At 52.6% G+C, this 25,436-nt stretch carries 23 protein-coding genes and 2 tRNA genes; 7 read left to right on the forward strand and 18 right to left on the reverse strand.

What is annotated here, in order from left to right; all coding sequences use genetic code 11:
- Window positions 1-66: 66 nt before the first annotated feature.
- The 3 genes from ACGHAD_RS12805 to ACGHAD_RS12815 all read right to left on the reverse strand — a co-directional run bounded on the left by ACGHAD_RS12805 (window position 67) and on the right by ACGHAD_RS12815 (window position 1,257).
- A tRNA-Arg gene (locus ACGHAD_RS12805) sits at window positions 67-143 on the reverse strand.
- 353 nt (window positions 144-496) lie between these two features.
- Window positions 497-584 (reverse strand) — tRNA-Ser (locus ACGHAD_RS12810).
- Window positions 585-699: 115 nt separating this feature from the next.
- Window positions 700-1,257 carry a nitroreductase gene (locus tag ACGHAD_RS12815; protein WP_382418379.1) on the reverse strand — a complete coding sequence of 186 codons (558 nt, stop codon included), beginning with the start codon at window positions 1,255-1,257 and terminating at the stop codon, window positions 700-702.
- Between the two features lie 242 nt (window positions 1,258-1,499).
- On the opposite strand from ACGHAD_RS12815, the gene ACGHAD_RS12820 reads away from it, so the two are divergent.
- Window positions 1,500-2,882, forward strand: coding sequence for an adenylate/guanylate cyclase domain-containing protein (locus ACGHAD_RS12820; protein ID WP_382418377.1), 1,383 nt, complete (start codon window positions 1,500-1,502; stop codon window positions 2,880-2,882).
- 16 nt (window positions 2,883-2,898) lie between these two features.
- Here the strand turns inward: ACGHAD_RS12820 and queF are convergent, their stop codons facing one another.
- The 3 genes from queF to ACGHAD_RS12835 are packed head-to-tail and all read right to left on the reverse strand — an operon-like array spanning window position 2,899 to window position 5,469.
- Window positions 2,899-3,744 carry an NADPH-dependent 7-cyano-7-deazaguanine reductase QueF gene (gene queF, locus ACGHAD_RS12825; RefSeq protein WP_382418375.1) on the reverse strand — a complete coding sequence of 282 codons (846 nt, stop codon included), beginning with the start codon at window positions 3,742-3,744 and terminating at the stop codon, window positions 2,899-2,901.
- Window positions 3,745-3,760: 16 nt separating this feature from the next.
- A complete protein-coding gene (locus ACGHAD_RS12830; protein ID WP_382418373.1) occupies window positions 3,761-4,534 on the reverse strand; it encodes an ABC transporter permease in 774 nt (257 codons plus the stop codon).
- Complete coding sequence (locus ACGHAD_RS12835) at window positions 4,534-5,469, reverse strand: ABC transporter ATP-binding protein (protein ID WP_339616047.1); 936 nt, start codon at window positions 5,467-5,469, stop codon at window positions 4,534-4,536. The genes ACGHAD_RS12830 and ACGHAD_RS12835 overlap by 1 nt, the downstream gene beginning before the upstream one ends.
- Before the next feature lie 65 nt (window positions 5,470-5,534).
- Between ACGHAD_RS12835 and ACGHAD_RS12840 the strand changes: the two genes are divergently transcribed.
- The 4 genes from ACGHAD_RS12840 to ACGHAD_RS12855 all read left to right on the forward strand — a co-directional run bounded on the left by ACGHAD_RS12840 (window position 5,535) and on the right by ACGHAD_RS12855 (window position 8,846).
- Window positions 5,535-5,939 carry a PA2817 family protein gene (locus ACGHAD_RS12840; protein ID WP_339616046.1) on the forward strand — a complete coding sequence of 135 codons (405 nt, stop codon included), beginning with the start codon at window positions 5,535-5,537 and terminating at the stop codon, window positions 5,937-5,939.
- 403 nt (window positions 5,940-6,342) lie between these two features.
- Window positions 6,343-7,494: a sterol desaturase family protein gene (locus ACGHAD_RS12845; protein ID WP_382418370.1), complete on the forward strand. Its 1,152-nt coding sequence runs from the start codon at window positions 6,343-6,345 to the stop codon at window positions 7,492-7,494.
- A 14-nt stretch (window positions 7,495-7,508) separates the two neighbouring features.
- Entirely contained in the window at window positions 7,509-8,186 is a 678-nt protein-coding gene (locus tag ACGHAD_RS12850; RefSeq protein ID WP_382418368.1) for an RluA family pseudouridine synthase, read from the forward strand.
- A 105-nt stretch (window positions 8,187-8,291) separates the two neighbouring features.
- Window positions 8,292-8,846 carry an acyl-CoA thioesterase gene (locus ACGHAD_RS12855; protein ID WP_382418366.1) on the forward strand — a complete coding sequence of 185 codons (555 nt, stop codon included), beginning with the start codon at window positions 8,292-8,294 and terminating at the stop codon, window positions 8,844-8,846.
- A 23-nt stretch (window positions 8,847-8,869) separates the two neighbouring features.
- Here ACGHAD_RS12855 and ACGHAD_RS12860 read toward each other — a convergent pair whose 3' ends face one another.
- The 7 genes from ACGHAD_RS12860 to tpiA all read right to left on the reverse strand — a co-directional run bounded on the left by ACGHAD_RS12860 (window position 8,870) and on the right by tpiA (window position 16,355).
- Complete coding sequence (locus ACGHAD_RS12860) at window positions 8,870-9,298, reverse strand: ion channel (protein WP_339616042.1); 429 nt, start codon at window positions 9,296-9,298, stop codon at window positions 8,870-8,872.
- Between the two features lie 4 nt (window positions 9,299-9,302).
- A complete protein-coding gene (locus ACGHAD_RS12865) occupies window positions 9,303-10,352 on the reverse strand; it encodes a DUF2955 domain-containing protein (RefSeq protein ID WP_382418364.1) in 1,050 nt (349 codons plus the stop codon).
- 30 nt (window positions 10,353-10,382) lie between these two features.
- Window positions 10,383-11,510, reverse strand: a complete 1,128-nt coding sequence (locus tag ACGHAD_RS12870) for an HlyD family secretion protein (protein WP_382418362.1) — start codon at window positions 11,508-11,510, stop codon at window positions 10,383-10,385.
- Window positions 11,507-13,102 carry an efflux transporter outer membrane subunit gene (locus tag ACGHAD_RS12875; protein ID WP_382418611.1) on the reverse strand — a complete coding sequence of 532 codons (1,596 nt, stop codon included), beginning with the start codon at window positions 13,100-13,102 and terminating at the stop codon, window positions 11,507-11,509. Before ACGHAD_RS12875 ends, ACGHAD_RS12870 begins: the two co-directional genes overlap by 4 nt.
- Before the next feature lies 1 nt (window position 13,103).
- The gene (locus ACGHAD_RS12880) at window positions 13,104-14,189 is read right to left on the reverse strand and encodes an AI-2E family transporter (protein ID WP_382418361.1); all 1,086 of its coding nucleotides are present in this window, start codon (window positions 14,187-14,189) and stop codon (window positions 13,104-13,106) included.
- 348 nt (window positions 14,190-14,537) lie between these two features.
- A complete protein-coding gene (locus ACGHAD_RS12885; RefSeq protein WP_382418359.1) occupies window positions 14,538-15,509 on the reverse strand; it encodes a class 1 fructose-bisphosphatase in 972 nt (323 codons plus the stop codon).
- Window positions 15,510-15,593: 84 nt separating this feature from the next.
- Window positions 15,594-16,355, reverse strand: a complete 762-nt coding sequence (tpiA, locus tag ACGHAD_RS12890; protein ID WP_339616037.1) for a triose-phosphate isomerase — start codon at window positions 16,353-16,355, stop codon at window positions 15,594-15,596.
- Between the two features lie 400 nt (window positions 16,356-16,755).
- Here tpiA and ACGHAD_RS12895 point away from each other — a divergent pair, with 400 nt between their 5' ends.
- On the forward strand, window positions 16,756-17,724 hold the full coding sequence (locus tag ACGHAD_RS12895) for an alpha/beta hydrolase (RefSeq protein WP_382418356.1): 969 nt from the start codon (window positions 16,756-16,758) through the stop codon (window positions 17,722-17,724).
- Between the two features lie 35 nt (window positions 17,725-17,759).
- On the opposite strand, the gene ACGHAD_RS12900 is transcribed toward ACGHAD_RS12895, so the two are convergent.
- Together ACGHAD_RS12900 and pbpG are read right to left on the reverse strand one after the other, a co-directional pair.
- Window positions 17,760-21,266, reverse strand: a complete 3,507-nt coding sequence (locus ACGHAD_RS12900) for a response regulator (protein WP_382418354.1) — start codon at window positions 21,264-21,266, stop codon at window positions 17,760-17,762.
- A gap of 39 nt (window positions 21,267-21,305) precedes the next feature.
- Window positions 21,306-22,292 (reverse strand): D-alanyl-D-alanine endopeptidase, encoded by a 987-nt coding sequence (gene pbpG, locus ACGHAD_RS12905; RefSeq protein WP_382418352.1) that lies wholly within the window; start codon window positions 22,290-22,292, stop codon window positions 21,306-21,308.
- A gap of 237 nt (window positions 22,293-22,529) precedes the next feature.
- On the opposite strand from pbpG, the gene ACGHAD_RS12910 reads away from it, so the two are divergent.
- Complete coding sequence (locus tag ACGHAD_RS12910; protein ID WP_382418350.1) at window positions 22,530-23,000, forward strand: DUF2780 domain-containing protein; 471 nt, start codon at window positions 22,530-22,532, stop codon at window positions 22,998-23,000.
- An 84-nt stretch (window positions 23,001-23,084) separates the two neighbouring features.
- Here the strand turns inward: ACGHAD_RS12910 and ACGHAD_RS12915 are convergent, their stop codons facing one another.
- From ACGHAD_RS12915 to ACGHAD_RS12925, 3 genes are all read right to left on the reverse strand, one after another.
- Window positions 23,085-23,747, reverse strand: coding sequence for an OmpA family protein (locus ACGHAD_RS12915; protein WP_382418348.1), 663 nt, complete (start codon window positions 23,745-23,747; stop codon window positions 23,085-23,087).
- A gap of 242 nt (window positions 23,748-23,989) precedes the next feature.
- Window positions 23,990-24,349 carry a hypothetical protein gene (locus tag ACGHAD_RS12920; protein ID WP_390402780.1) on the reverse strand — a complete coding sequence of 120 codons (360 nt, stop codon included), beginning with the start codon at window positions 24,347-24,349 and terminating at the stop codon, window positions 23,990-23,992.
- Window positions 24,350-24,368: 19 nt separating this feature from the next.
- A complete protein-coding gene (locus tag ACGHAD_RS12925) occupies window positions 24,369-25,385 on the reverse strand; it encodes an alpha/beta hydrolase (RefSeq protein ID WP_382418344.1) in 1,017 nt (338 codons plus the stop codon).
- Window positions 25,386-25,436: the final 51 nt, after the last annotated feature.

Consider the following 25,436-nt stretch of genomic DNA (forward strand, 5'->3'; position numbering starts at 1 on the left):
GCGGCTTCATCCGTTCGGACACCCATAAAAAAAGCCCACCTCTTTCGAGGTAGGCTTTTACTTATATGGCGCACTCGGGAGGATTCGAACCTCCGACCGCTCGGTTCGTAGCCGAGTACTCTATCCAGCTGAGCTACGAGTGCGTTGTTAAGAGGCGCGTATAGTAGTGATTCAGTATCGAGTCGTCAAGCTATATGCGCTGTATTTTTTGTGTTTTTTACGATTTAATCTTTTGTTGATTATTGCTCGGTCAACCTGATGAATTTCTCAACAGTTCCGGCAACAAAACCAACTATTGCTCGTTAACACGTCAGCCTTACGGCTGAGCTTTTTGTATGGCGGTGAGGGAGGGATTAACCAAAACACCTCCTGTGTTTTGCCCTACGGGCTCCCTTCGGTCGGTTCAAAACGCTTCTGGCGTTTTGTCGAACCCGGCGAGGGCTCTCACCCTCCCGCACCGCATAAAAAGCCTAGCCTTACGGCTGAGCCTTTTGTATGGCGGTGAGGGAGGGATTCGAACCCTCGAACGGTTGCCCGTTACACGCTTTCCAGGCGTGCGCCTTCAGCCACTCGGCCACCTCACCATATAAACTGGTCGCTCTGCACACGCTCTGTATGCGCTTTTGCGAGGCGCGAATCGTACACAACTAGCGCGATAAACGCAACGGTAAGCTGCCCTAAAGGAAGCGCGACAAAGCGTTATGGCCAGCTCTGGCAGCGATCGGATAAATCTATTTCTTTTGCCACCGGCAGTTTTTTTGCCGGCGTGCCCAGGTATAAATAGCCCACTAAGCGTTCGTTTTCCGCGACATTAAGCCCCTCCAACACATGCCGGTTATAGGCCATATCACCAGTGCGCCAAATAACACCCAGCCCTTGCGCGTAAGCGGCGTTGACGATGTTTTGTGCAGCGGCGCCGGCGCAGAGCAACTGCTCTAGCTCTGGCACCTTGGGGTGCTCCTGCAGGCGAGCGATAACCAGCAACAACATGGGTGCGCGCAGGGGCATGTTACGCAGCTTGTCTTGCAGTGTTTCGCTTAACTCCGGGTCATCACGCAGCGCTGAGCGACAAAACAGCTCACCCAAGGCCGCGCGCCCGGTGCCCGCTATCGTCAAAAAACGCCACGGTCGCAATAAACCATGATCGGCAGCTCGCGAAGCGCATTTAAACAAAGTATCGAGCTGCTCTTTAGAGGGCGCCGGCTCGCCCAACTTGGCAACCGAGACGCGCTGTGTCAGGGCCGTAATAGCATCCATAACCATCCCACCGTGTAATGAATATGGCGGCATTGTACCACGGCCTTGCGCACCAATAGATTTTTGCCCCGTCGCACAAATCAACACAGTTTTCCTACAGGCCAATATTCTGCGCACCTTCACGCCATAGTCTACAATTATAAAAATGCGCCAACCGGTTGGGGCCATAGACGCAGATAAGCTATCGCGTATAAGATGTTGGCCGTCGCTCCTATAAGCATGTTAGCTAGGCACTAATCACAATGACAAAAGCTGCACTACACGACGCTGAACACTCAGAATCGATACTGCAACAGTATTACTTCCGTACTCTCATCTGTTTTGCTGCCGGCGGTACGCTGGCCGCGATGATGGACTGGAATAATGTTAATTGGGTATATGTCGGCGCTATTATCTATATGCTGATTTACGCCTACGCCAGTTTTACCTATACCAAGCAGCTGCCCGCTGAGGCCCTACCCAAGGCCAGCCGCATTTTGTCGTACGCCGATGCCGCCCTGATTGGCGTCGTACTAAATTTAATTAACTTTTCGCTACTGCCCTGTATTTTATTCTTGGCAATGATTCAGTTTAACGCATTGCTTACCGGCGGCTTACGCCGCTGGCTAGAAGACAATGCGGCGCTGGCCACAGGCATTGTGGCCAGCATGCTTATCCACCGGCCACAATGGATTTTTCACAGCAATATTGAGATCAGCGCCGTTAGCCTTATCGGCATTATTACCTATTTTTTGGCCTATGCGCTCTACATGCATCAGCGTTTTCATAAGTTAAAACTCAGCAATGCAAAACTGCTTAACGAGCAAAAGTGGCACAAAATTCGAGCCTACAAATTGTCGCGCTATTTGGCACCTGCCGTATGGCAAGCCGTTAACCAAGGCCGTGACGAAACGCTGCAAGCCGAGCGCAAAAAAATAACAATATTCTTTTCTGACATCAAAAACTTCAGTCAGTTATCAGAGGAGATGGAAGCCGAGGCACTAACCGAGCTGCTCAACCAATACCTCACCGAAATGACCAAAATCGTGACCCACTTTGGCGGCACCATCGATAAATTTATGGGTGATGCGGTAATGGTGCTGTACGGTGACAGTGGCAGCAAGGGCGTAAAAGACGATTGCCTGCGCTGCGTAAGCATGGCCATTGCCATGAAAAAACGCATGAAGTCCCTACAGCAAGAGTGGCACAACCAGGGCATTAAAAAACCGCTGCAAATCCGCATGGGCATTAATACTGGCTATTGCACGGTAGGTACCTTTGGTACCTCAAGCCATCTCGATTACACCGTACTCGGCACTCACGTTAACCTCGCCAGCCGTCTAGAATCGGCGGCCGAGCCCGATGAAGTTTTGATCTCTCATGAGACTTGGTCTCTGGTAAAAGACTCCGTATTGTGCCGGGACAAAGGCGAGATTACGGTAAAAGGCTTTAGCGCACCGGTTAAAGTGTACCAAGTGGCAGGGCTGCGCAAAGATCTCGGCCGCAATCAAACCTACTTTGAGGATCGGGCCGAGGGCTTCTCGATGTACCTCGACCTAGATAAAGTGCGCAATTACGACAAAGAGCAAGTACTAACGGCCCTCAAAAAAGCCGCCGAGAAACTCAAAGATAAAGTTATTGTGTAAACCCTAAGCTTACTATTTACTGGCGCACAAGCCGCACCGGGTTAGGTACACGGCCCGACACACTGGCGCGATACGGGTTAATATCCAAACCGCCACGACGGGTGTAGCGTGCATAGACCTCCAGTTTTTGCGGCGCGCAACGCTCTGTCAGATCACAAAACATGCGCTCTACACAGTGCTCGTGAAAGTCCTGATGCTCGCGAAACGACACGATATAGCGCAACAACCCGGCAGGGTCTATCTCGGCACCCTCGTAAGCAATCAACACGCTCGCCCAATCTGGCTGACCGGTAACCGGGCAGTTGGTTTTTAGCAAATCACTGTGCCACGCACGCGCAACCACACGCTCGCCTTTTACCGTTAAGTACTCAGGCTTAGGATGATAACAATCGACCTCGATATCTTGTCCGTCGAGGCTTTCAGCGGCAAAAGGCGCCGCCGAGAAGCTCGCCTGCAAAGCGACCTCAACACCAGAGAGTGGCGTCACCGCGACATCAACTGCAGCCCCAGCTGCCGCGCTTAAATCGTTGGTAAGTAATGCCTGAATCGCGGCGACTGAAGCCACACGGGTTTGATTGAACGAGTTTAGATACAACTTAATAGATTTAGACTCAACGATATTAGGGCTATCACACGGCAAGGTAAACTCGATCAACGCCACTTGCGGCAGGCCTTTATCATTAAGCCAGGACAGCTCATAGCCCGTCCACACATCTACACCATAAAACGGCAGGGCGCCAGCGCTAATACCCAGGGCCCGACGGGACTCTGCTCGGGCGATGGGGTACAGCAAGCCGGCGTCATACTCGCTAATATAAGCCGATGTTTTTCCTAGCGGGCTCTCATCCACTGTACGATTCATGGTCAGCTCCTCCGGGTCAGGCGCGCAGGCGCGAGCCGTTTTTCAATAAATACAAACTCACCGTAAATAACACGGCGGTAAACAGCAACAAGCCGGCAAATGCATAGCCGATATGCTCACCGCCGGTGCCCAACAACCCGTAGCGAAACGCACCGACCATGTGCAAAATCGGGTTTAACTGCGACACCCATTGCCAAAACTCGGGTAAGACACTGACCGAGTAAAATACGCCGCCCAAATAGGTTAGCGGCGTTAAAACAAAGGTCGGCACAATGGATATATCATCAAAGGTGTTGGCGTACACCGCGTTAATAAAGCCCGCGAGCGAGAAAAACAGCGACGTTAAGATCACGATAGTAATCGTGAGTGGCCAACTGTGTACGTGAATATCGGTAAACAATAGCGACACAACCGTCACCAGTAACCCGACACTTAACCCGCGCGCCATACCACCGAGACAATACCCCAGCAAAATAATAACGTTAGGCGTCGGGCTCACCAAAATTTCTTCAATCGAGCGCTGAAATTTTGCACTAAAAAATGATGATGTGACATTCGAGTACGAGTTAGTCAGCACCGCCATCATTATCAACCCCGGCACCACAAACTGCATATAGGGAATACCATCCATGGTACCCACGCGGCTGCCAATCAACTTACCAAAAATCACAAAATACAATGACATGGTAATAACCGGTGGCAACAATGTTTGCACCCAAATACGTGAGAAACGCTTTACCTCTTTACGGACGATGGTGGACAGTGCCACCCACTGTTGTGCCAACTGCATTACTCTGCCCCTTTCTCGTCCAGCTGCCCATTAATCAAGGACACAAACAACTCTTCCAGTCGATTCGCTTTATTGCGCATGCTAACCACCTGCACACTTTGTGCACTAAGCTGTTCAAACAGCTGATTAAGCGATTGCCCTTTCTCGACCTCCACCTCAAAACTGTGCTCGTCCACAAGCTCGACCGCATGCCCCTCGATAACGGGCGCGGCTGTTAGCGAGTTCGAACAATCAAACACAAACACCTCTTTATTCAAGCGCTGCAGCAGCGCTCGCATGCTAGTGTTTTGCACAATAACGCCACGATCAATAATCGCCACATTGCGGCACAAGCTCTCGGCCTCTTCCAAATAGTGAGTAGTCAAAATAATGGTAGTGCCCTGGGCGTTTATCTCGCGCAAAAATTCCCACATAGAGCGGCGCAGCTCGATATCCACCCCGGCGGTCGGCTCGTCCAAAATTAGCACGCGGGGCTCATGCACCAGTGCACGCGCGATCATCAAGCGGCGTTTCATACCACCGGAGAGTGTTCGCGCCGGCGTGTTGCGCTTGTCCCACAAGCCTAATTTTTTAAGGTATTTATCGGCCTGCACCTCCGCCTTGGCGCGGGGCAGCCCATAATAACCAGCCTGCTGTAAAACGATATCACGCACTTTTTCAAACTGGCTAAAGTTAAACTCTTGCGGCACGATGCCCAGCTCTTGCTTGGCCTCGGAAAAATGCGTGTCGATATTGTGACCAAATACCCTCACCTCGCCGTCACTTTTGCGCACCAGCGAGCTAATAATACCGATCGTAGTCGACTTACCGGCGCCATTAGGGCCAAGTACCGCAAAGAAATCGCCGGCCTGGACCTCAAGTGAGATGCCTTTAAGCGCCTCAAATTGATTGCCGTATACTTTGCGTAGATTTTTAATTGAAAGAGCAGCTGTCATAATTGCCTACTTTTATCGTCCGAGGCCGCTTAGAGCCATCGGATCAATGTATTGAGGAGTTCACCATGAGCCAAGCGAGCGCCGAAGCGCAGTACCTAGCTTTTATCCGCAAGTTGGTTACCCAGTTCACCCTAACGGTGCAGCAGCAACCACCGTTTATTAACGACGATTGCGACGAGCAGCACCTAGCGTTTTTGCACCGCCTAGAGGCTTTACCGCAAACCCAAGGTGTTGATTACGCCGAAGAGGGCCAAGCGCTGATGTGCCAAAGCATCGCCACTTACCCGCACCTAACCCCGCTACTGCCCCGAGACTTACTCTGGCATTTTGGCGGCGATTGCCTGCATTTTATGCCAGATGAAGAAATCGAACGCTTCCAGCGGCTCGATGAGCAGCGCCACGAGGCAGAACAGGCGGGACAAGACTTCGACTACGAGCGCGAACGAGCAAGACTGCTCGGGCTCCACTAAAGGGCTACATTGTAACAGAGCAAACCGCCGCGCGGGTAATCCAGCCCCCAGCGCATTAGCGCTACCCGTGCCCTGGCGGGCCGTGTCACACGGTCGTGACTGATACAGCGAGGCGCAGCCTCGGTTATCACCGGCCCAACGGCGTCCTGCTGCCAGAGACAAAAAAGCCCAACCAACGCTCAGCGAGCAAGACTGCCCACTTCACACGGCCCCAAATAGATCATAAGCCCAGACCTGACTGGATTGTCAGTAGCGACACGGCTATCCCAGCCGCGCTAAACCAAAGCCTTTCAAAATTTGCGGGTTATTGCGTAAAATGCCCACCAATAGCCGCTTGCGCCTCCCTAAAAGCGCCCGTACATTAGCGACCCAGCAACCAGTCATAGCACGAGATCACGGATCGATGAGCAACCCATACCAATACCAAACACGACACGTCACCAGAGATGCCGAGCGCGAGCTGCGCTTAGGCGAAGGAAGAATAAGTGGGTTGTGCTCCGTCGCCTTGGGCCTTTTGAGCCTACTGGCCGTGCTGGCCTACCTGTACCCGGCCTACCTAACAACACTCGAGTTGCGGCAACTTTACGACGCCAAGCAATTGCAGCACGTACTTAAATACGGCATGTACTTTTCACTGGGGTTTGGTGTTTTAACCTTTGTGTTAAACCGTGGGGCTTATCGACACTTGGGAAGCGGTGGCATTGCCCTAACAGCGATTGCCTTTGTGCTCGGTGGCCATCAAATACCCGTTGGCGCGGTAGAGCCGGTTCCGCTATCACTGGGGGTAGACTGGCTGATTTTGGCGTTTCTTGGCTCGGTGGCCATTTTTGTTTCGCTAGAAAAATTACTGCCTAAATACCAAAATCAGCCTCTGCTTCGCCCCGAGTGGAGCATCGATTTATTTTACTTTTGCTTTAACCACCTAGCGATCTCGGCGATTTTAATTTTTGCCAACTATCACGCCAGCCACTTCCACTGGGCTATTAGCGCGGACTTTCAAGCCACCGTGCAATCCATTCCCATCCTGGTGCAAGTGATTATTATCATTTTGAGTGCAGATTTTGTGCTTTACTGGGAGCACCGCGCCTATCACGAGATAAAAGCCCTTTGGCCGGTGCATGCCGTACACCACTCGGTGGAGCATATGGACTGGCTGGCGGGGTCTCGCGGACATTTTATTCAAGTTTTTTCCGAGCGGGCCATGGTGATGATTCCCCTGTATTTGCTTGGCGCCAGCGAGCAAGCGCTGAATATTTATGTCGCGTTTGCCGCGTTGCAAGCGGTATTGATTCACAGCAATACACGCTTGCCGTTTGGGCCACTAAAATATGTTTTGGTAACACCGCAATTTCACCACTGGCACCACAGCTCAGAAAAGCCCGCGATCGATACCAATTACTCAGCGCACACCGTATTGTTTGACCGGTTATTTGGTACTTACCATATGCCGGATCAACATTGGCCCGCGCAGTACGGCACTACACGACGCTTACCGCGCGGCATTTTGGCACAAACCTGTTACCCGATTACCGCCTTTAAAAAACCCACTGATTGAGCTTATAACACCCCATGCAACCGCAAGCCGATCCGTTTATCGCGCCTTTGTGTACAGAGTCCATTGAGATTCTGTACCGGGATGAATCGATTTTACTGATCAATAAACCTTCGGGCCTACTGAGCTTATCGGGCAAACACCCTGCCAACAAAGATTCGGTGCACTTTAGGCTCGTGCAGGAGTTTGCCGATGCGCGATTGTTACATCGGCTGGATTTAGGTACCTCGGGTATTATGTTGGTGGCGCTAAATAAAAACGTAAACAGCTTGCTGAGCAAACAGTTTCAAGCCCAAAGCGTTAGTAAGACTTATACCGCCCTACTGCAGGGGCATATAACACCGGACAGCGGTAACATTAGCGCACCCATTGCCAAAGGCGAGTTTCCGCTGCAAAAAATTTGCACGGCTACCGGCAAGGCGGCTCATAGCAAGTACGAGCTATTGCGCCATGAGTTTATCGCACCGAGCCAGACGCCCATCAGCCGAGTGTTGTACACCCCGGTAACCGGGCGCACTCACCAGCTGCGGATTCACAGCCGCGAGCTTGGTCACCCAATATTGGGCTGCGACTTATACGCCAACGATACGGCGTTTCATTTAACGCGCCGGCTTATGCTGCACGCCACCACACTGGCGTTTAACCATCCACTAACCGGCGAGCGCATTAACGCACGCTGCCCCTGCCCGTTTTAAGGCACCCGTTCTCGCTTGGTTTAGTGCTCGTTAAGCGGTAGTATTTATGGCACACAATGGCTGCCATCAAGCCCAACAATGCCCCCAACCGATAAGACCACGCCCATGACTGAGTTTCGCACTGTTAAATCCTCACAAATTATTCTGAAAGAGCTAATGATTCCGTCTTACTCCAACTTTGGCGGTAAAGTGCACGGCGGAATTATTTTATCGCTTATGGACAAAATTGCTTACACCGCCGCCGCCAGCCACTCGCGCAACTATTGTGTCACCGCCTCGGTGGATTCGGTTAACTTTGTTAACTCTGTCGAGGTGGGCGAGCTGGTGACGTTAATGGCATCGGTCAATTACGTGGGGCGCTCATCTATGGAGGTGGGCATTAAGGTGTACTCAGAGGACTTTAAACTTGGTGTTAATAAGCACACCAATACCTCGTACTTTACCATGGTAGCCATCGATGAGGACACTCGCCAGCCGGTAGCGGTACCTGGCTTGATTTTAGAAGAGGATATCGAGGTACGACGTTTTATTTGGGGTAAATTTCGCAAACAATTTAAAGCCGAGTACCGGCATAAATTTCAAGCACTGCATCAAGACTTAGACATAGCCACTGAAACCGGCAACCTAACCGGTGAAAACTGCCAAATTGCACTGCCTTAAGTGCGTGGCACTCGCCTTACCTTTTAGCGCTGTGCGGGCATATGGTCTTTTAATACCTCAGAGAACGCCCGCGACAGCGCCGCTGTCGATACCCCAATCATCAAAGCGCCGTTCAGGGCCTCTAGTGGTCCCAGCAGTTCGTGTTTGGGGGACATCACGATATCGCCATAACCCAAGGTGGCAAAATTAACGGCCGAATGATAAACCGCCTGGGAGAAATCATTAAACTCACCAAGGCCATAAAATAAACTGCCCCAGGCGATGACCTGAGCCACGTTACCTAAAATCAGAATAAACATCATCCCGGCCGTGACCCGCATAGACGCAAGAAAGGCCGAGTGAACTTGATGCTCGCGTTTAACAAAATAACGCAGCGCTGCCAACACCAACATGCCCTGTAAGAAAAGGCAAAACACCATCATCGAAAGACCCACTATAAAGTTGATTAACATTGACTTACCCCTTCGGACTTAGGTTAATGTATGCCTTATTCTGGCGCCGCAGCCGCCAGTGCTCGAGCGCCGCCATGGCCAGTGCGGCGTAAACCGCCACGGCTAAAAACAAAGCCATTCGTACCAAAAATGCCTGATACACGTCTTTACCATTGGCGCTGTCTTGCACCGCCGAACCCAGCAGGATGATCATCGTCGTTATGGTACCCACCCAAAATGACGGCTTTAGCCGTGTACGCATCACCCCGTAGGCGCCACTGCTTAACACTAAACAAGCGAGTAACATCCAACCAAAATAAAACCACAGCGATACCGCAAAACTTAATAAAAACCACACGACTATGGCGCAAACACCACCTAATAAGGTAGAGCCAATAAGCTCACGGTTGGCCTCACGCAGCCTTACTTGTGAAGCTTCACGGCCGAGCAAAATGCTTTTAATAGTCAGCGGTAAATACCCAGCAGGGTTTGTCAGGGTTAGCAAAAACGCCGGCAATACAATCCATGTTGCGCGCCACGCCAACCAACTATTCTCGGTAGGTGCCGCCGGTGTGGGCGCCAATGCCGAAGGCTCATCTTCAGGAAACAACGGATACACTAACCACTGCCCGATAACAGCAACAGCAATGCCGATAACTAGCGTGGCAATCAGCGTTGAGGCTAACGCTGGGCTCACACTGCTAGCCACAGGGATAACCGTAAAACCCAACGCCAACAAAGTGCCCACCGCCGCTTTACCCGGCTGCATGGCCAAGCGATTACTGAAAAATAAACCACAGGCAATGATCAGCAATGCGGGTATGGGGGCCGCTTGTAACAGCGGCCCTAACAAAAGGCCCAGACTCAAACTCACCACAACGGCAAGCATCAGCAAGATCAATTGTTTGGGCCCTGGCGGCGGCGAAGGCTTTGCCGACAAGATCACCACAAACAACGGGGCGATAAAAGGTAACCCTAGACCAACACCGTACGCCACTGCCAATACCAAACTGGTGGTCAGTGCCAAACGGTAACTGCGCCTTGCCGCCAGCGGCAAGCGCTTGGTTAAGAGCATCGACAAATCCACCCTGTTGTCACGACCAGGTTAATACGCGTAGGTTAAAAGACTAAGCAGACGGATGTACATTTTTCCTAACAAACCCAATACCCCGTGACCTTCGGTATAGGCGATAACCGACGCTTGTGCCCCGATGCGTAACTGGCGCATGGCATCAGCTGGCAACGGGTCACTGAACTCTACTTGCACCGGAAACCGCTGGGATTGACGCAACCAATCGCGATTGTTTTGCACACTGGGTAACGCGCCTGGCTGCGCGGGCTGGCTCGCGCTAATACCCACACCGATGCTTTTAATTTTACCCTTAAGCACGCGTCCGGGCAGTGCATCTAACAATATCTCGACGGGGACCCCGGGCCGCAGGTGTCCTAGATTATTCTCGGTAAAATCAGCGTTAATCCACACTTTCTCAATGGCAACTAACGTCATCACCGGGCTACCGGTACCGGCAAACTGACCAACCTCGGCGCGCATATCGGTCACCACCCCCGCCGATTGCGCGACAACGGTCGTGTTATTTAGATCGAGCGTCGCTTTATCGACCGCCGATTGCGCAGCCTTTAACAAGGTATTTTCGGCGGCCGAGTCGCCCCCTTTTTGCTCAATCGCTCGGGCGATATCAGCGTTAGCCACGGCTACTTGCGCTCTTGCCTGCTCAAGACTGGCGGCAGACATTTCCAGTCGGCGCTCCGAGATCGTCCCTGGGTCATCCTCACGCAAACGCTTAAGGCGAGTGTAATCTTGCTCGGCTTTTAGCTTCCCGGCCTTAGCGGCGCGCAAACTGGCGCGAGCTTTTTCAACGCCGGCATCGCCTGCGTCCACCTGTTTTTGGGTATTGTTTAAATTCGACTGCGCTTGTTGCAACGCAATATTGTATTGCGACTGATCTATTGCAAACAGTTTTTGTCCTGCGTTGACACGCTCGTTGTTGCTCACCCAAACGTCGGTCAATACGCCCGCCACCTTAGGGGCAACTCCCACCACATACCCCTGCACCCGCGCTTGCGAGGTGTAGGGAGTAAAGCGGTCAGCCAGTAAGTGCCACACTAGCGTAATAACAATAACCGCTAAAACAACGGCGCCACCACGGGATACCGCTTTGCCGCTGGTGGCGGGCGCCGCTGCTACAGAGCTCGAGTTATCCGGCTCGGTCATGGTGATGCTCCTTGCTCTTGTGATGTGGCGACGGGCGAGCCGACAGCCGGCGGATTGTTAAGGGGAGCCTCTAACAAATCACCCCAATCAGTGCGCTGGGCCATAAGCTCGCGGGTAGGCTCGGGCACTAAGGTTGTAATAGTGGCTTGCTGCCAGCCACCGCCTAGCGCTCGATACAAACTAATTATGGCGGCTATGTGATCGCCGTGGTTGGTAATGGTGCTATCTGATTGGCGAAAGGTGCGCGCTTGAGCATCCAGTACCCGCTGGAAATCTGAGTAGCCCTCTTGGTAGCGGCGCGTGGCGATGGCGAGTGAACGCTCGGCCGCGACCAACGAGTCGTCTAATATTTTTTGGCTCGCTTGGGTTTGTGCCACCCGGCTGGCGGCATCGTCGATTTCCCGGGCGGCGTTAAGCACGCGTGCGCGGTAGCCCTCCAGTGCCTGCTGCAAGCGCGCATCTTGCGCGCGCACATTATTTTTTAAACGGCCGTAATTAAATATATTCCAGCTTAGCGAAGGCCCAGCCGCCAAACTGACAACATCGTTGGTGGCCTCTAGGCTGTCACCCGACCAACCGATAGTGCCAAACAGTGAAAGCGAGGGGTACAAGTCGGCCTGGGCGATACCCACCTGCGCCGATTGCGCGGCGGCTTGCCAAGCGGCAGAGCGAACATCTGGGCGGCGCAATAATAGCTGAGCAGGAATCTCCCGAATGCTTAATACACTCAACTGCGGCAATGCGCTATCGATAGCATCAAGCTCGGGTAAATCATTGGGCGCACGTGCCAACACGGCCCCTAAGGCATTGCGCTGCTGCTGCAATATAAGTTGCAAGCCAGGTATCGTTGCCTCAGTTGCTAAGTACTGAGATTTAGCTTGCTGTAAATCCAGCTCGGAGTCTTGCCCCCGCTCATACAGTTGCTCGGTGATTTCATAGCTGCGCTGCTGCAGCGTTACATTGTTTTGCGCAATCTCGATGCGCTGCATGGTGGTTTTAATACCGTAATATAAGCTCGCCACTTGCGCCGCGAGCAACACTTGAGCATCGCGATGGTTAGTGACCGATGCAAAATAAGCGGCATCGGCCGATTCCACGCCGCGGCGAAAACGGCCCCAAAAGTCCATCTCCCAACCGAGGTTAAACGCGGCCTCACTTGAGGTGAAACCCCGATACTCACCGCCGCCGCGCTGCTGCCCTACGTAGGCGCCACTGGCACTCAGCTGCTGCACCTGCGGGTATTGCAAACCGGAGGCAACGCCCAGCACCGCGCGGCTTTCTAAAATACGCAATCCGGCAATTTTAAGGCCCGGATTCTGATGCTGCGCCTTTATGATTAAGTCATCCAAAACCGGATCGTTAAAGCGCTGCCACCAAGTGCTTAAATCGAGCGCATCGGCCGCGACGCTGGCTTGGCCATACAGCTCGGGCTGCCACCTTGCCAGCCAATCGACATCTGGATCTTGGTAATTTGGCCCTAACGGCGCGCACGCCGACAAGCTAAACGCCCCGCAGACAATCACACCCACCGCTAAACACGAGGTCACTTTTTTGCGGGGTGTGTGATTAAGCCGCTTACCCTTAACTCGCATTTTAATCACTGAGCGGTGGCGCCTCTTGCGCAACATTATGGCTCTCGTTCACCCAAGCCATAAACACCTGGTAGCTCACGGCCAACACAACCGCTCCGACAAACAGCCCAATTAACCCGCTGGCGAACATTCCGCCCAAGGCTCCAAGCAAAATAACGGGCATCGGTGCCGCCACACCGCGCCCCAGCAGCATAGGCTTAAGGACGTTATCAGCCAGGCCGCTGGCCACCAAGTATAGGGTTAACAGGATATTGACCAGGGTCGAGCCGTCACCGGCCATCCACAACCAGGCCACAACAGGTATCACAAACAAAGCCGCCGGCAGCTGGACAATGCCACAAACCAGTACCGCTAACGCGAGCACACCGGCGGCGGGGACATCGGCCAATAAAAACCCCACCCCCAACAACAGCGACTGGATAAAAGCGACACCAATCACACCTACGGCCACCGAGCGCACGGTAGCGACTGTCAAAGTGTGCAGCTCGGCCCCCACGGTGGGGCCACAAATACGGTTAAAAATACGATTAGTGCTTGCCGCCCCCGGCTTAGCGTAGGCCAGCATAATACCGGCGACTATAAAGGCGGCTAAAAAGGCCAGCAGTGTCGTAACCGCGCCGCCCAAAACTGATATAGCCTGACGGGCGTGTTCACGAATCGACGCCTGGTGCTCGGCCACAAAGCCGCGCAAGTTTTCAGACGCGGCGCGCCATGTGGCATCTATCTGCTCCCCCACCACCGGCCAGCCTGCGACATTGGCCGACGGCTCGGGTATATGCAGGGTACCGTCTATTGCCTCACGGTAAATATCCAACATATGGTCCACAAACGAAATACTCAGTAGCACAGTGGGCACCCCAACCAACACCACGACCGTGAGCACTAAAATGGTGGCCGCGCGCCCGGGCCCACCACCGACTTTGGCGGCAATTTTTGCGTGCAATGGGTACAAAGCGATGGCCAAAATCATGGCCCAGAGCATTAAATTGATGAACGGATGCAGCACCTTCATGGACAGATAGACCATAAAGGTAATCAGCCCAAGGCGTATAACGGTATCGATCAGGGGGGAACTTGATGGTTTCATATTTTTGACTCATCCATATCTAAATATTGTGTTGCATCCCGCCCCAAAGCACTGTTGCGTTCAAACGCGGGTAAGCCGGGTGTCCATTAAAGTCCATTCGTAACGATGCAATACCAAGCGTACAGCCCATCCATCGCCCGATGTATTATAGCTACTCTTTATAATAGCAGTTACCCGTAAAAGCATGATTGCGATTTACCAAATTGGCGCGCACAAAAAAGGGCCTGCCCGTAGGCAGACCCTTTTTCACGATCATAAGCTTTCATACCATCCATTGCGATGGATTCGCCTGAACTAAACACGATAGCAGAGCATTAAGAATCACCGATATAAGGCAAACAAGCGGCGTTAAGCGTAACCCTCAGCGCTAAGAAATGCATCGACCTCGTTAGCCGCGCCCAGTATTACCGGCACTCGCTGATGAAGGTTTTCCGGTAGCACATCCAATATCGCCTGCGCCCCTATTACCGCTTTACCGCCGGCTTTTTCGACCAGCATAGCCATTGGATTGGCCTCATACAGTAAACGCAGCTTGCCGTTGTGTAGCTTACTTTGGGTATTGGCCGGGTATAAAAATATGCCACCACGCATAAGCACGCGATGCACATCACCCACCATAGCGCCGTTCCAGCGCATATTAAAATCTTTACCGCGCGCGCCATCTTTACCCGCCTGCAGCCCCTGAATGTAGGCTTGTGTCGTCGGTGCCCAGTGACGCAGGTTGGATAGGTTGATCGAGAACTCCTGGCAATCGACTGCGATCGCCAGCTCGGCCTGGGTCAGCAGGTATTCACCGTCCGTATCAAGCGTATACAAACGCGACGGGCCGCCGGTGGTTAGCGCCAATTGCGTGGACGGGCCATACAACACATAACCCGCACACACCTGGGCCCGGCCTTGTTGGGCAAACTGCGCAGGCGAATCAGCGGCGGCATCGTCAACCGCCCGGTAGATGGTAAAAATGGTGCCTATCTGGCCGTTAATATCGATATTAGACGAGCCGTCTAGTGGATCGAACGCCACGACGTAACCGCCCTGGGCGTTACCGGCAACTACGTTGTCCTCTTCTTCCGAGGCGACCGATCTAACGTGAGGGGATGCCAACAGTGCTTCTTTTAGAATATCGTTGGCAATCACATCGAGGTTTTTTTGCGTCTCGCCTTGCACATTTTGCTGCGCTGCCGAACCTAGCACACCAGCAAGCGCGCCGCGACGCACTTTGTGGGCAATGGTTTTACTGGCTGACAAGACCGTCAGCACCAGCTCGGCCATATCGGGCGATACCTGATCCTGGGTAAGCTGCAACTCGACAGACTGCATAGCGTATTCCTTGTAAAGGGTTATCAGCCGGCATTACAAACTGTTAGCACCGGCTCGTGTTATTTAATCTGTGTTAGTCGCCCGCTAAGGCGCAACATCGTTCGCGATAGTACAGATTTGCGCAAAATGTTCTGGGTCCAAACTGGCGCCGCCCACCAACAAACCATCGACGTTGGGCATGGCCAACAACTCGGCGGCGTTGTCTTTTTTGACACTGCCACCGTAAAGTATTTGCACACCCTCAGCGGCCTCTTCACCCAATATGGCGCACAACTCTTGATAAATATATTGATGCACCTCTTGTACCTGCTCGGCACTGGCGGCTTTACCCGTACCAATCGCCCAGACCGGCTCGTAAGCGATACAGAGTCTTTTACCCTGTAGCTCTAGATTTGGCAGAGCTTGGTGCAACTGGCGGTAAAGGATGTCTTGGGTTAAACCCAACTCGTACTGCTGGTCATTTTCGCCAACACATAAAATAGGCATTAAGCCATTAACGAGGGCGCGCTCAATTTTTGTGTGACAAGACGCATCGTTTTCTAAAAACATCTGACGGCGCTCAGAGTGACCAATCAAGCAAAAGGTGCAACCGACTTCTTTTAGCATCTGGGCCGAGGTTTCGCCGGTAAATGCCCCCGAGGCAAACTTACTCACATTCTGGCTTCCCACCAAAATGTTGGAGTTGCGCAAAAAATTCACCATATCGCTGATATACACATAGGGCGGTGCGATACCCACCTCAGCTTTAAAGCTTTTGTTTAACACCGAAGCCACCGAGGTGCAGATTAAGTCGGTACCACCGTTTAACTTCCAATTCGCCACCACGAGCGGAGCGCGTTTTTTCATTGACCAAAATCCTCAAACAGGGCTTTCTGTCTAACCAGTTAATATTTTTGACTTACCAATATAATTCTATAGCAATTTATTGGTCTAGCCAAATTTAAGTTGTTTACGCCGGCTATACTAGGGCAAAATTGGTCGACAATCAGGGGTTTTTAGCCGCAAATAAAAATTAACACGAATATTGGCATTGAGTGAGCTAAAGAATATTACCCAACAGAAACCGATTACATTATTTATCACACAATTTGGCCTTACCAATAAAACACCTGACATAGGGCGGATGACACCCTGTTAGACTAAGAATTACAGGGATATGAACCGAGAGCGGAGTTTTTACGATGGTTTGGCCACATAAGTCGCCATCGGTGATAATAATGCAGCAAATAATAATTAAGGGCCCACTATGAAACCGATTGTTGTACTTTTAGCGATGCTGTTATTAACGCCCCTGTCAGAGGCGGCAGCATTCAACCACCCGCCCATCCGCACCGGCGTCACGCTCACCCCAGATCACCGGCCGCAACCGGATGCCCCCGCAGGCGAGCTGCAAGGCCCGTTCGAGTTTCACAGCCGGATCATCCCCAATACGGTTAGGCGTTATTGGGTTTTTGTTCCGGCACAATACGACAGCGCAACAGCGGCGAGCTTATTGGTGTTTCAAGATGGCCAGCGCGCTATAAACCCAGAAGGGCCGATTCGTATTCAGCACGTTATGGCGAACTTAATCGCCAAAGGCGAGATGCCCGTTACCATCGGGTTATTTATTACCCCAGGCAACCTCTCGCAACATTACCCTGATAACTTAGGAATGCAGAACCCCAACCACCGCTGGCAAGAATACGACGTATTGGGGGATCGCTACGCGCGACTGCTCATCAACGAAATGCTGCCCGAGCTTGAAAAACGCTATACCCTGACCGATAACCCCGAGCAACGAGCCATTGGCGGCACCAGCAGCGGCGCCATCGCGGCGTTTACCGTCGCCTGGGAGCGGCCTGACTATTTCCGTAAAGTGTATAGCGGTATTGGCAGTTATGTCTCTATTGGCTATCGCCCCGAGGCCACCCCGCCACAACAACTAGGCGGGCACGACTACCCGGCGCTAATTCGCCGCTCCCCCATAAGGCCAATGCGGCTTTTTATTCAAGATGGCAGCAACGATTTAGATAACGAGTGGGGCGACTGGTTTTTAGCAAATCAGCAAATGGTAAAAGCGCTTGCTTACGCCAACCGCGCTGCGGATGACAAAAACCAAGCGGGGCCACGCTATCAGTTTACTCACGTGTGGACCGACGGCAGACACAACGACGATCACCCAGGCGCGCTGTTACCCGAGGGCTTACGTTGGTTGTGGGCAGGTGATAAAAAATAAGCAGTATCACCTAAACGGCTTTTACGAGAACGGCTTTAATCGCGCCCCAGCAAAGCATCGAGCGTTTTTTGCATCAGGCTCGCGAGTGGCTCTATATCGGGTAAGCTGCCAGCGATAAGCTGTTGCTCGGCGCGTTCGGCTAAGTCAAACAACTCCATCAACCCCATCGTGCCGGTTGTACCTTTAATCGTGTGCAGCAAAGGCGCTAGATCGGCGGCGGAATTTTTACTGGCGCGAAGTTCACTGGGCCAATCTGGGTGATGTTTCGCAAAATTACCCAACAAAGTACGAATTAGCATTTCATTGTTCTGAAAGCGTCGCAATAGTTCATCGCCTTCCGTACCCATTTGCTGCAGTAGCGTCATCAGCGATTCACTAACCTCATGTGTCGAGGGCCGCGGCTCCGGCACAGCCTCTGGGTTTGATTCTAGGCTGCGCTCTTGCGAGGTCCAGCGAATTAATACATCCAACAATTCGCTTAAATCAAATGGCTTGCCCAAATGATCATCCATGCCCGCTTCTAAAGCCTCGGCGATGTCCTCACTCATTACCGCAGCCGACAGCGCAATAACTGGCGTGGTTTTGGTCGAGGCCTTTTGACGCAAGCGGCGCGTTGCTTCAAAGCCGTCTACCTCGGGCATATGTAAATCCATAAGGATCGCGTCGTACTGTGTACGCGAGGCCGCCTCGACAGCCTCGGCACCACCGCCCGCAACATCGACACTAAGGCCCACTTGAGCCAATAGTGTGGTGGCCACCTCTACATTCAGCGCGTTATCCTCGACCAACAAAATACGTTTGCCCTCTAGGCGTTGCACTTTGTCTCTATTGCTCTCATTCAAAACCGTTTTTTTAGACTTGTGCGTTACCGCCTTGATATGCTCGGCTTTAACCAAGTTGTATAAAGTGGAGGGTAGAACCGGCTTAGATAAAACCGGGGTTGAATCGCGCCCCTCTTGTTTTAACTTATCCAGCAGCGTGCGTTTATCGTACGCCGTTACCATAATGACTTCGCCGGAGCGACCCTGTGAGCGAGGCTTTTCTGAACCCTGCGCCTGCGATTCATCAATAGCCGTCAACTGCCGTAACAAATCTACGCCATCTTCTTCGCCCAGCTTCCAGTCCAGCAAAACCAAGTCGTAGGCATCGGACTTTAGCGCACTTTTGTAACAGTTTAATGCCTCGGCCACGGTGGTTACCGCATCCGCCTGAACACCCCACGCTTCTAGGTAGGCTTTTAAAATATCGTTAGAGGTTTGACTATCGTCCACCAGTAATACTCGGTTAATACCCACTGGGGCTAACGCTTCTTCAGCCTCTTGCGAAAATTTAAGAGGCAGGCAAAAATAAAACTCACTGCCGCGTCCCGGCTCGCTTTTAACGGCAATAGTGCCATGCATTAACCGAATTAACTTTTCACAAATCGTTAAACCAAGACCAGTACCACCATACTCTCGGTCAGTGGCGTCGTCCGCCTGACTAAACTGTTTGAAGATATGATCGGCTTTTTCTGGGGCAATACCGACCCCGGTATCTTTTACCGAAAACCGCAACTGTTCGCCCGCGTCCCGCTCTCGGCTCACGGTGAGAACCACCTGACCACTGTGGGTAAACTTACTGGCATTGCCGACCAGATTATTTAACACCTGAGCCAAACGATACGGATCGCCCAATAGCGTCACCGGCAAGGTAGGGTCAATCCAAGTATGCAGTGCCACACCTTTTTTCGTCAAACCCGCCTCAAATAACGCCACCACAGAGCTAATAAGCTGCTCGGGCTGAAAAGGCGTTTCAATAATTTTTACGTTGCCGGAATCGAGCTTGGAGATGTCTAGAATATCGTTAAGAATAGCCAGCAGGGCACGCGATGCATGGCCGAGCTTATCGACGTATTCGTGTTGCTCGGCGGCAAGCGTGGTTCCTTTTAGAATATCAATCAAACCGATAATGCCGTTCATCGGGGTGCGAATTTCATGGCTCATATTGGCCAAAAAGGCGCTTTTTGTCTCCGCGGCGGCCTCCGCTTGGCGGGTGCGCAACTGCAACGCTTTATTTAACGTTTCGACTTGATCTTTAGCGCCGATCACCTCGGTCAAGTCGGTGGCAATGGCAACAACGCCTACGACTTTAGGCGCTAGCGCTTGATCTCTATTTTGTTCAAAATCTGGCACCAAATAAATCTGTAAATGCTGGGTCCCTTTATCGCTGGGTGACGATTGATTAAAGGTAACCCGCTCGCCCATAAGGCAGCGTTCAAAATAACCTTGCCACAGGTAATACTCCTGCGCCGATAAAATATCGGATAAAGCCACACTGCCCTGCGGTGCCGACTCGACCCCGTAATGCTGCTTAAAACTACTATTGGCATAACTGCAATATTGGCCCAACGTCCAGTAGGCGATCATATTAGGCAGCGATTCGGTAACGGTATTGATAAACTCATTGCGCCGCTGTAAATCTAGGCTACGCTGATGCTCGCGGCGACGCAGCTCAGACGCATTGCTAAATAGCCGGTAGTAAAACCAACACCCCAGAAGCATCGCTAAAAGCACCGGCAACAACAACCAGACCGCCCGCCAGCGGGCCTCCTGAAAGCGCTGCGCCACCTCAACCGCCGGAATATGTGTTAACAACAATATGGGCGTAAAAGCCGCCTGCGCCTGACTGGACGCGCTTTCAAGCTGCGGCGCGACACGCACCCAGCTCCAGTAACCACTGTCAGCCTTAAGCACCGAGGCGGCCACCGTGGCGTTTTGTATTGCGTGCCATAGATTCGGCTCATCGACGGCAATGGAGTGCCCGGTACCCAGAATATGCCCCCAGGTTTTATCGGGCTCTGGGTGGGTCAACCAGTTACCTTGGGCATCGGCCAGATAAACACCCGCCTCGTCTTGGGAGGTGGAGAAGGAACCCGACTTAACATTAAACAACAAATTAAATATAAGGTAGCCGTGATCAAGGCCATTGATCGTCGGCAAGCGCACACCATAGCGAATGGTGGGGGTTAAGGGTCGCTGCAAACGACCATTTTCAACATTTAGGTCCGGCTGCGAAACAAAGGTTTCGTAATCCCGCAAGCTTACGATCTGTTGGTGATAGGGACGTTGCGATTTGTTCTGCAGGGCTTCGCCGGCAACCTCGCGCACCCCGTGGCTATCGACCAAAATTTTGGCCATCTCACGGCCGTCTTCCAGTACCCAGCGCACCTGAAAGTAAGCTCGGTTACGGTACGCCAATGAATACAGGGACTGAATGATTAAATCATGCTTACTTTTTAAGTCTGGCTTTTGCAGCGCCGATTGGATTAAAGGCTCTTGCGCCATGCCCGCCAAATGCCTGGCCGGCAGCGACAACACCTCGGTTAGCTGGGAGCGACTTTCGGCTTGTTGAATTTCGATTTCACGGACCAAAGAATCCCGCGCATCGTTAGCGAGAATCTTATAAACCAAAAAAGAAATAGCCGCAAAAAACAGCAGTACGGTTGCGATCACCCACAAGAACTGTCTTAAAGACAACCGATCCAACGAGCTCTTTAACACCATTACCGCCGCCTTTTTTTGGTAAAGTTACCGCATTAACATTTATCGACTCACAGTATCGGTTTCAGCGCCGCCCACAGGCTGAGTCGCAAGCACCTGGGCCTCAAGTGCTTGCGCTTTGGTTTGCTCATACCGAGCGGCGGCAGCGGCTACTGCACCGCCGTTACCCGTGGTTAGCCAGCGACGAATGCGGCCCGCATCGCCAAGCGGTGTGCGCTTGCCAAAAGAATCAAGCATCACCATCGCCGTAGGCACCCCCTCAATATTGACGACCATCGCCAAGCAGCGCCCGGCGTTGGTTAAATAACCGGTTTTACTTAACAACACGTCCCAGCGTGAACTGCGCACTAACGGATTAGTATTAGCGTAGTACAAAGAGTAGCCTGGGTGGGTAAACCACACATCGTGTTTAGCGCCAGTGGTCGCCTCGCGAATCGCGGGGTATTCGTATGCGGCTTTAAGCATTTTACCCAGATCAGCCGCCGTGGAAACATTTTGCTCTGATAAACCGCTGGGGTCGACAAAGTGAGTATGGCGCATACCGAGCGCCCGCGCTTTAGCATTCATGGCGTCGATAAACGCATCGTAGCCCTGTGGGTGATGACGCGCGAGCAAGTAGGCGGCGTAATTCTCTGAGGACATGAGCGCGATAGTCAGTAAGTCGCCTCGCTTAGCGTGAGAGTCGGGCCGAATACGCGAGTAGGCATTAGCCGCCGCCGCCACATGGCGCTTCTCGACGGTTAGCCTTTCATTTAATGGGGCGCCAGAGTCTAACACGACGAGCGCTGTCATCATTTTGGTGACGGAGGCAATGGGCATTACCCAATCGGCGCGCTTAGCGTAACTGGGCTCGCCACTGTTAAGTGGGGCAACAAAGGCGCTGACCGATGCCAGCTTAAGGTTTTCTGGATCTAACGCGTCCGGGACTGGCGCTTGGGACACTGAGGTCGCACTAACACACACACTAGCCGCTAACGCCAGCCCAACAATCACTGCCTGCCGTAGCGACACCTTTACCTCATACATCATTGCTTACCGCCTCCCAAAACGCTGTTTTATCCGCCATAAGGTTAACACGAATCGGCCCGGCTTGACGCCGACCAATCGTGCCCAATATTGCGCCCCGGTTGGCACCACGAGGATGCAGCGCCGTTAAACGCATTAATTAGGCTACGCCTGTGCTATAAATGTGGATTACCTGAAGCTTGCCTGCGCCGACCGCCGTGTTGGTGCAGGCAAGCTCTAATATCTGTCCGGGAGATCGCAATGAAACAGTTAGTAGGAGTAATCGGCTTGTGTGTGCTGGCGCAAACAAGCTTAGCAGAGCAGCCAAAATCGCTGGATTTAAAAAGCTTGAGCGATGCCGTCAGCAACACTCAAAACAGTGCCAATCAAGCCTCGGGGTTAATGTCGAGCCTGACCGACCAATTAGGCATCTCGCAAACGCAGGCCGCCGGTGGTACATCCGCGCTAATGGCACTGGCCAGCAACGCCCTATCAAGCGACAACGCGGCGATGCTAAAAGACATTATTCCGGCAGGTTCCGGCACCGAGGGTGGGCTTGCCTCATCATTGATGGGCTCTATTACCAGTATGGATGGCGTGGCATCGGCGTTTAGTAAACTGGGGCTTGACCCGGCCATGATCAATCAATTTACCCCCATCTTAATGGATTATGTAAGCAAAAATGGTGGTAGCGAATTACTGGGCCAGCTGAGCTCCATTTGGGGCGGTTAAATTGCGGGTGTTCACATAAACAAGCCGGCGGGCTCTGTGAAAACCCGCCGGCTTGCGATAAGCACTTTTTAAAAAGGTTGCCGATTAGCGCGCGGTTAAGTTCTCCCGGCTCTCTTGCTCCAGACTAAATGTAACCACCACCCGACGGTTCTGCTCGCGGCCACTGGAGGTGTCATTGTCCGCAACCGGGTTGCGTTCACCGTGGCCATCCACATTCCAGTCGGTTACCTCCACGCCTTCAGACTTTAAATAATCCGTTACACTGCTGGCGCGTTTCTCCGAGAGCGTCTCGTTGTATTCATCGGGGCCGGTAGCATCAGCGTAACCATCTACCTCGGCCGTTAGGGTCACATCGTCAAATTTCTCGGCCGCCCGCACCAACTCTGCCAACTCTTGACGCGCATCGCCGCTTAGTGCGGCGGAGTCAAACGCAAAGCGCACCGTGGTATCAATAGGAAAAGCCGCCAGCGCAGGATTCGGCTTTGCGGGTTCGGGAGCCTGCTCTGCCATATCTACCGGCTCTGCCGCGTCCATTTCAGTGGCGTCGTCTTTTTTTACCGCGTGATAACCCGACTGAGCCGCATTGACATTGTGCCCGTCTTTGTCGGTTTTCATATTCACCAATTCGTACTCACTGCTCTGTCCAGCATCGGCGCTGTCGCTGCCACCGGTAGAGCTGCAACCAACTAATGCCGCTGTCGATGCGGCGGCGGCCATTGCCAACCAAAATGATTGTCGCTGTTTCATGGCGTTCTCCCATTAATGAATCGATTTGTCTGGGAGGGATATAGCGAGTAGCGTGCCAACACTACATCAAACACTGACCACACAGGCGACAAAGCATTAACCAACGCCGTTTTTGTGAAGGCGCTCTAACTTTTAGGTTTACTACCTGTGCGCGAGCGGCGCGATAAGGCAAAAGTTAAGGGGCAAACCGTGTAGCTTTTTCAGCACTTTTACCATCTTGCATGGACGGCGGCGCCCTTACGCTACCAATCTAAAAACACATCACTCTGGGCAAACTCATAGTTACCCCGAGAGCGCTGCTTACACTCGCGTGCAGCACGAATATCGCGCTGCGCATTGAGTACCCAAATTGGGGGCTGCTGAGGTCGTAACTGATAGCCGTTAGCCAACAACTGTTTCACGATCGCACGCCGCGCGCCTATGGCTTGCTCGGCTCGCTGAAATGGCCCCTGCTGGGTGACTCGCTCGGGCGTAACATTTTGCCCCGCATAAGCCAGCAGTGTGGCAATGCCGTCATCCTCTTGTCGCATATGAATCTCTACGCGCCACTCATGGCAGACAAGCACTAACGGCTCGCTGGTCGAGGGGATCGAATGCGTCATATCGTCAGACATTTTCGCTTTACAGGTTTTCGTCTAAAAACACGAGGATATCTTGCAACACCGGCACCGCGTGAGTATCAAAGCAACTGCCCAGCGCCTCGATACAACCGCTATCCATATAAGCGTGATTATTGCCCTCGTAAATGGTTAAGCTCGCCGGCTGGCCGGCTGCTTTAAGCGCATCGACATAGGCTTTAACGGCTTGGGGAGGTGTGGTGGTATCGATACTGCCCACATGATGCAGCTGCGGCGGCAAGGGGTATTCGTCAAACGCGGGGATATTATAAAGCGGCGATACCGCGCGGTAGTAATCTGGGTTATCGGCGACATTACTGTCAGAGCCAAACATGCCCCGTGGCTCGGCGCCGGCCCACTGCCAAAACATATTGCCAGAGGTTTCAAAACCGCTTTTAGCGGCGCTCAACAAGTCAAACGCACCGTAGCTAATCACCGCCGCCTGTACCGCTAAGCCATCATCCCGGGCCACCTGCTCGGCGGTTTTTCCCTCGGGCAACCAGGTTGGCTTAAACCCTAATGAGTCGCCGGCAAAACCGTCTGACTCTAGCTGCCGGCCACGGGTTAAAATCATCGAAGCGAGATGCCCGCCGGCACTATCGCCGGTTACCGCAATGCGCGTCGGGTCGCCACCGTACTCGGCAATATGCGCTTTCACCCACAAGAGCCCACCGAAAACATCTTCGACAATCTCATTCATCTGTGTGGTGTTGCCGTTATCCGGCAACAAACGGTAGTTAACGTTGGCCACCACATAACCACCGTGTTCGGCCAAGTAAGCGCTCATCGAGTCCATTACACTCTCGTCATTAACCAGCCAACCGCCGCCGTGATAAATCACCACCACCGGCGCTTGTTGAGCTTTTTCCGGCTGATAGATATCAAGCTTTAGTGCGCGCTGGCCGGCGTTGGCCCAGACGATATCATCGTGCTTGGTAAATTCGTTCGCTGACGCCCAAGGCACCAATGCCGTTAGCAGTATCAGTAGTAATAGGCGTTTTACACCACTGTAGAATTTCATCTCGACCTCTTGTTTGTTGTTATAAAAGGTTTGCTCTGCCCGACTCTAATT

The sequence above is a fragment of the Gilvimarinus japonicus genome, from assembly GCF_042847215.1.
In the GTDB taxonomy this organism is placed as follows: Bacteria; Pseudomonadota; Gammaproteobacteria; order Pseudomonadales; family Cellvibrionaceae; genus Gilvimarinus; species Gilvimarinus japonicus.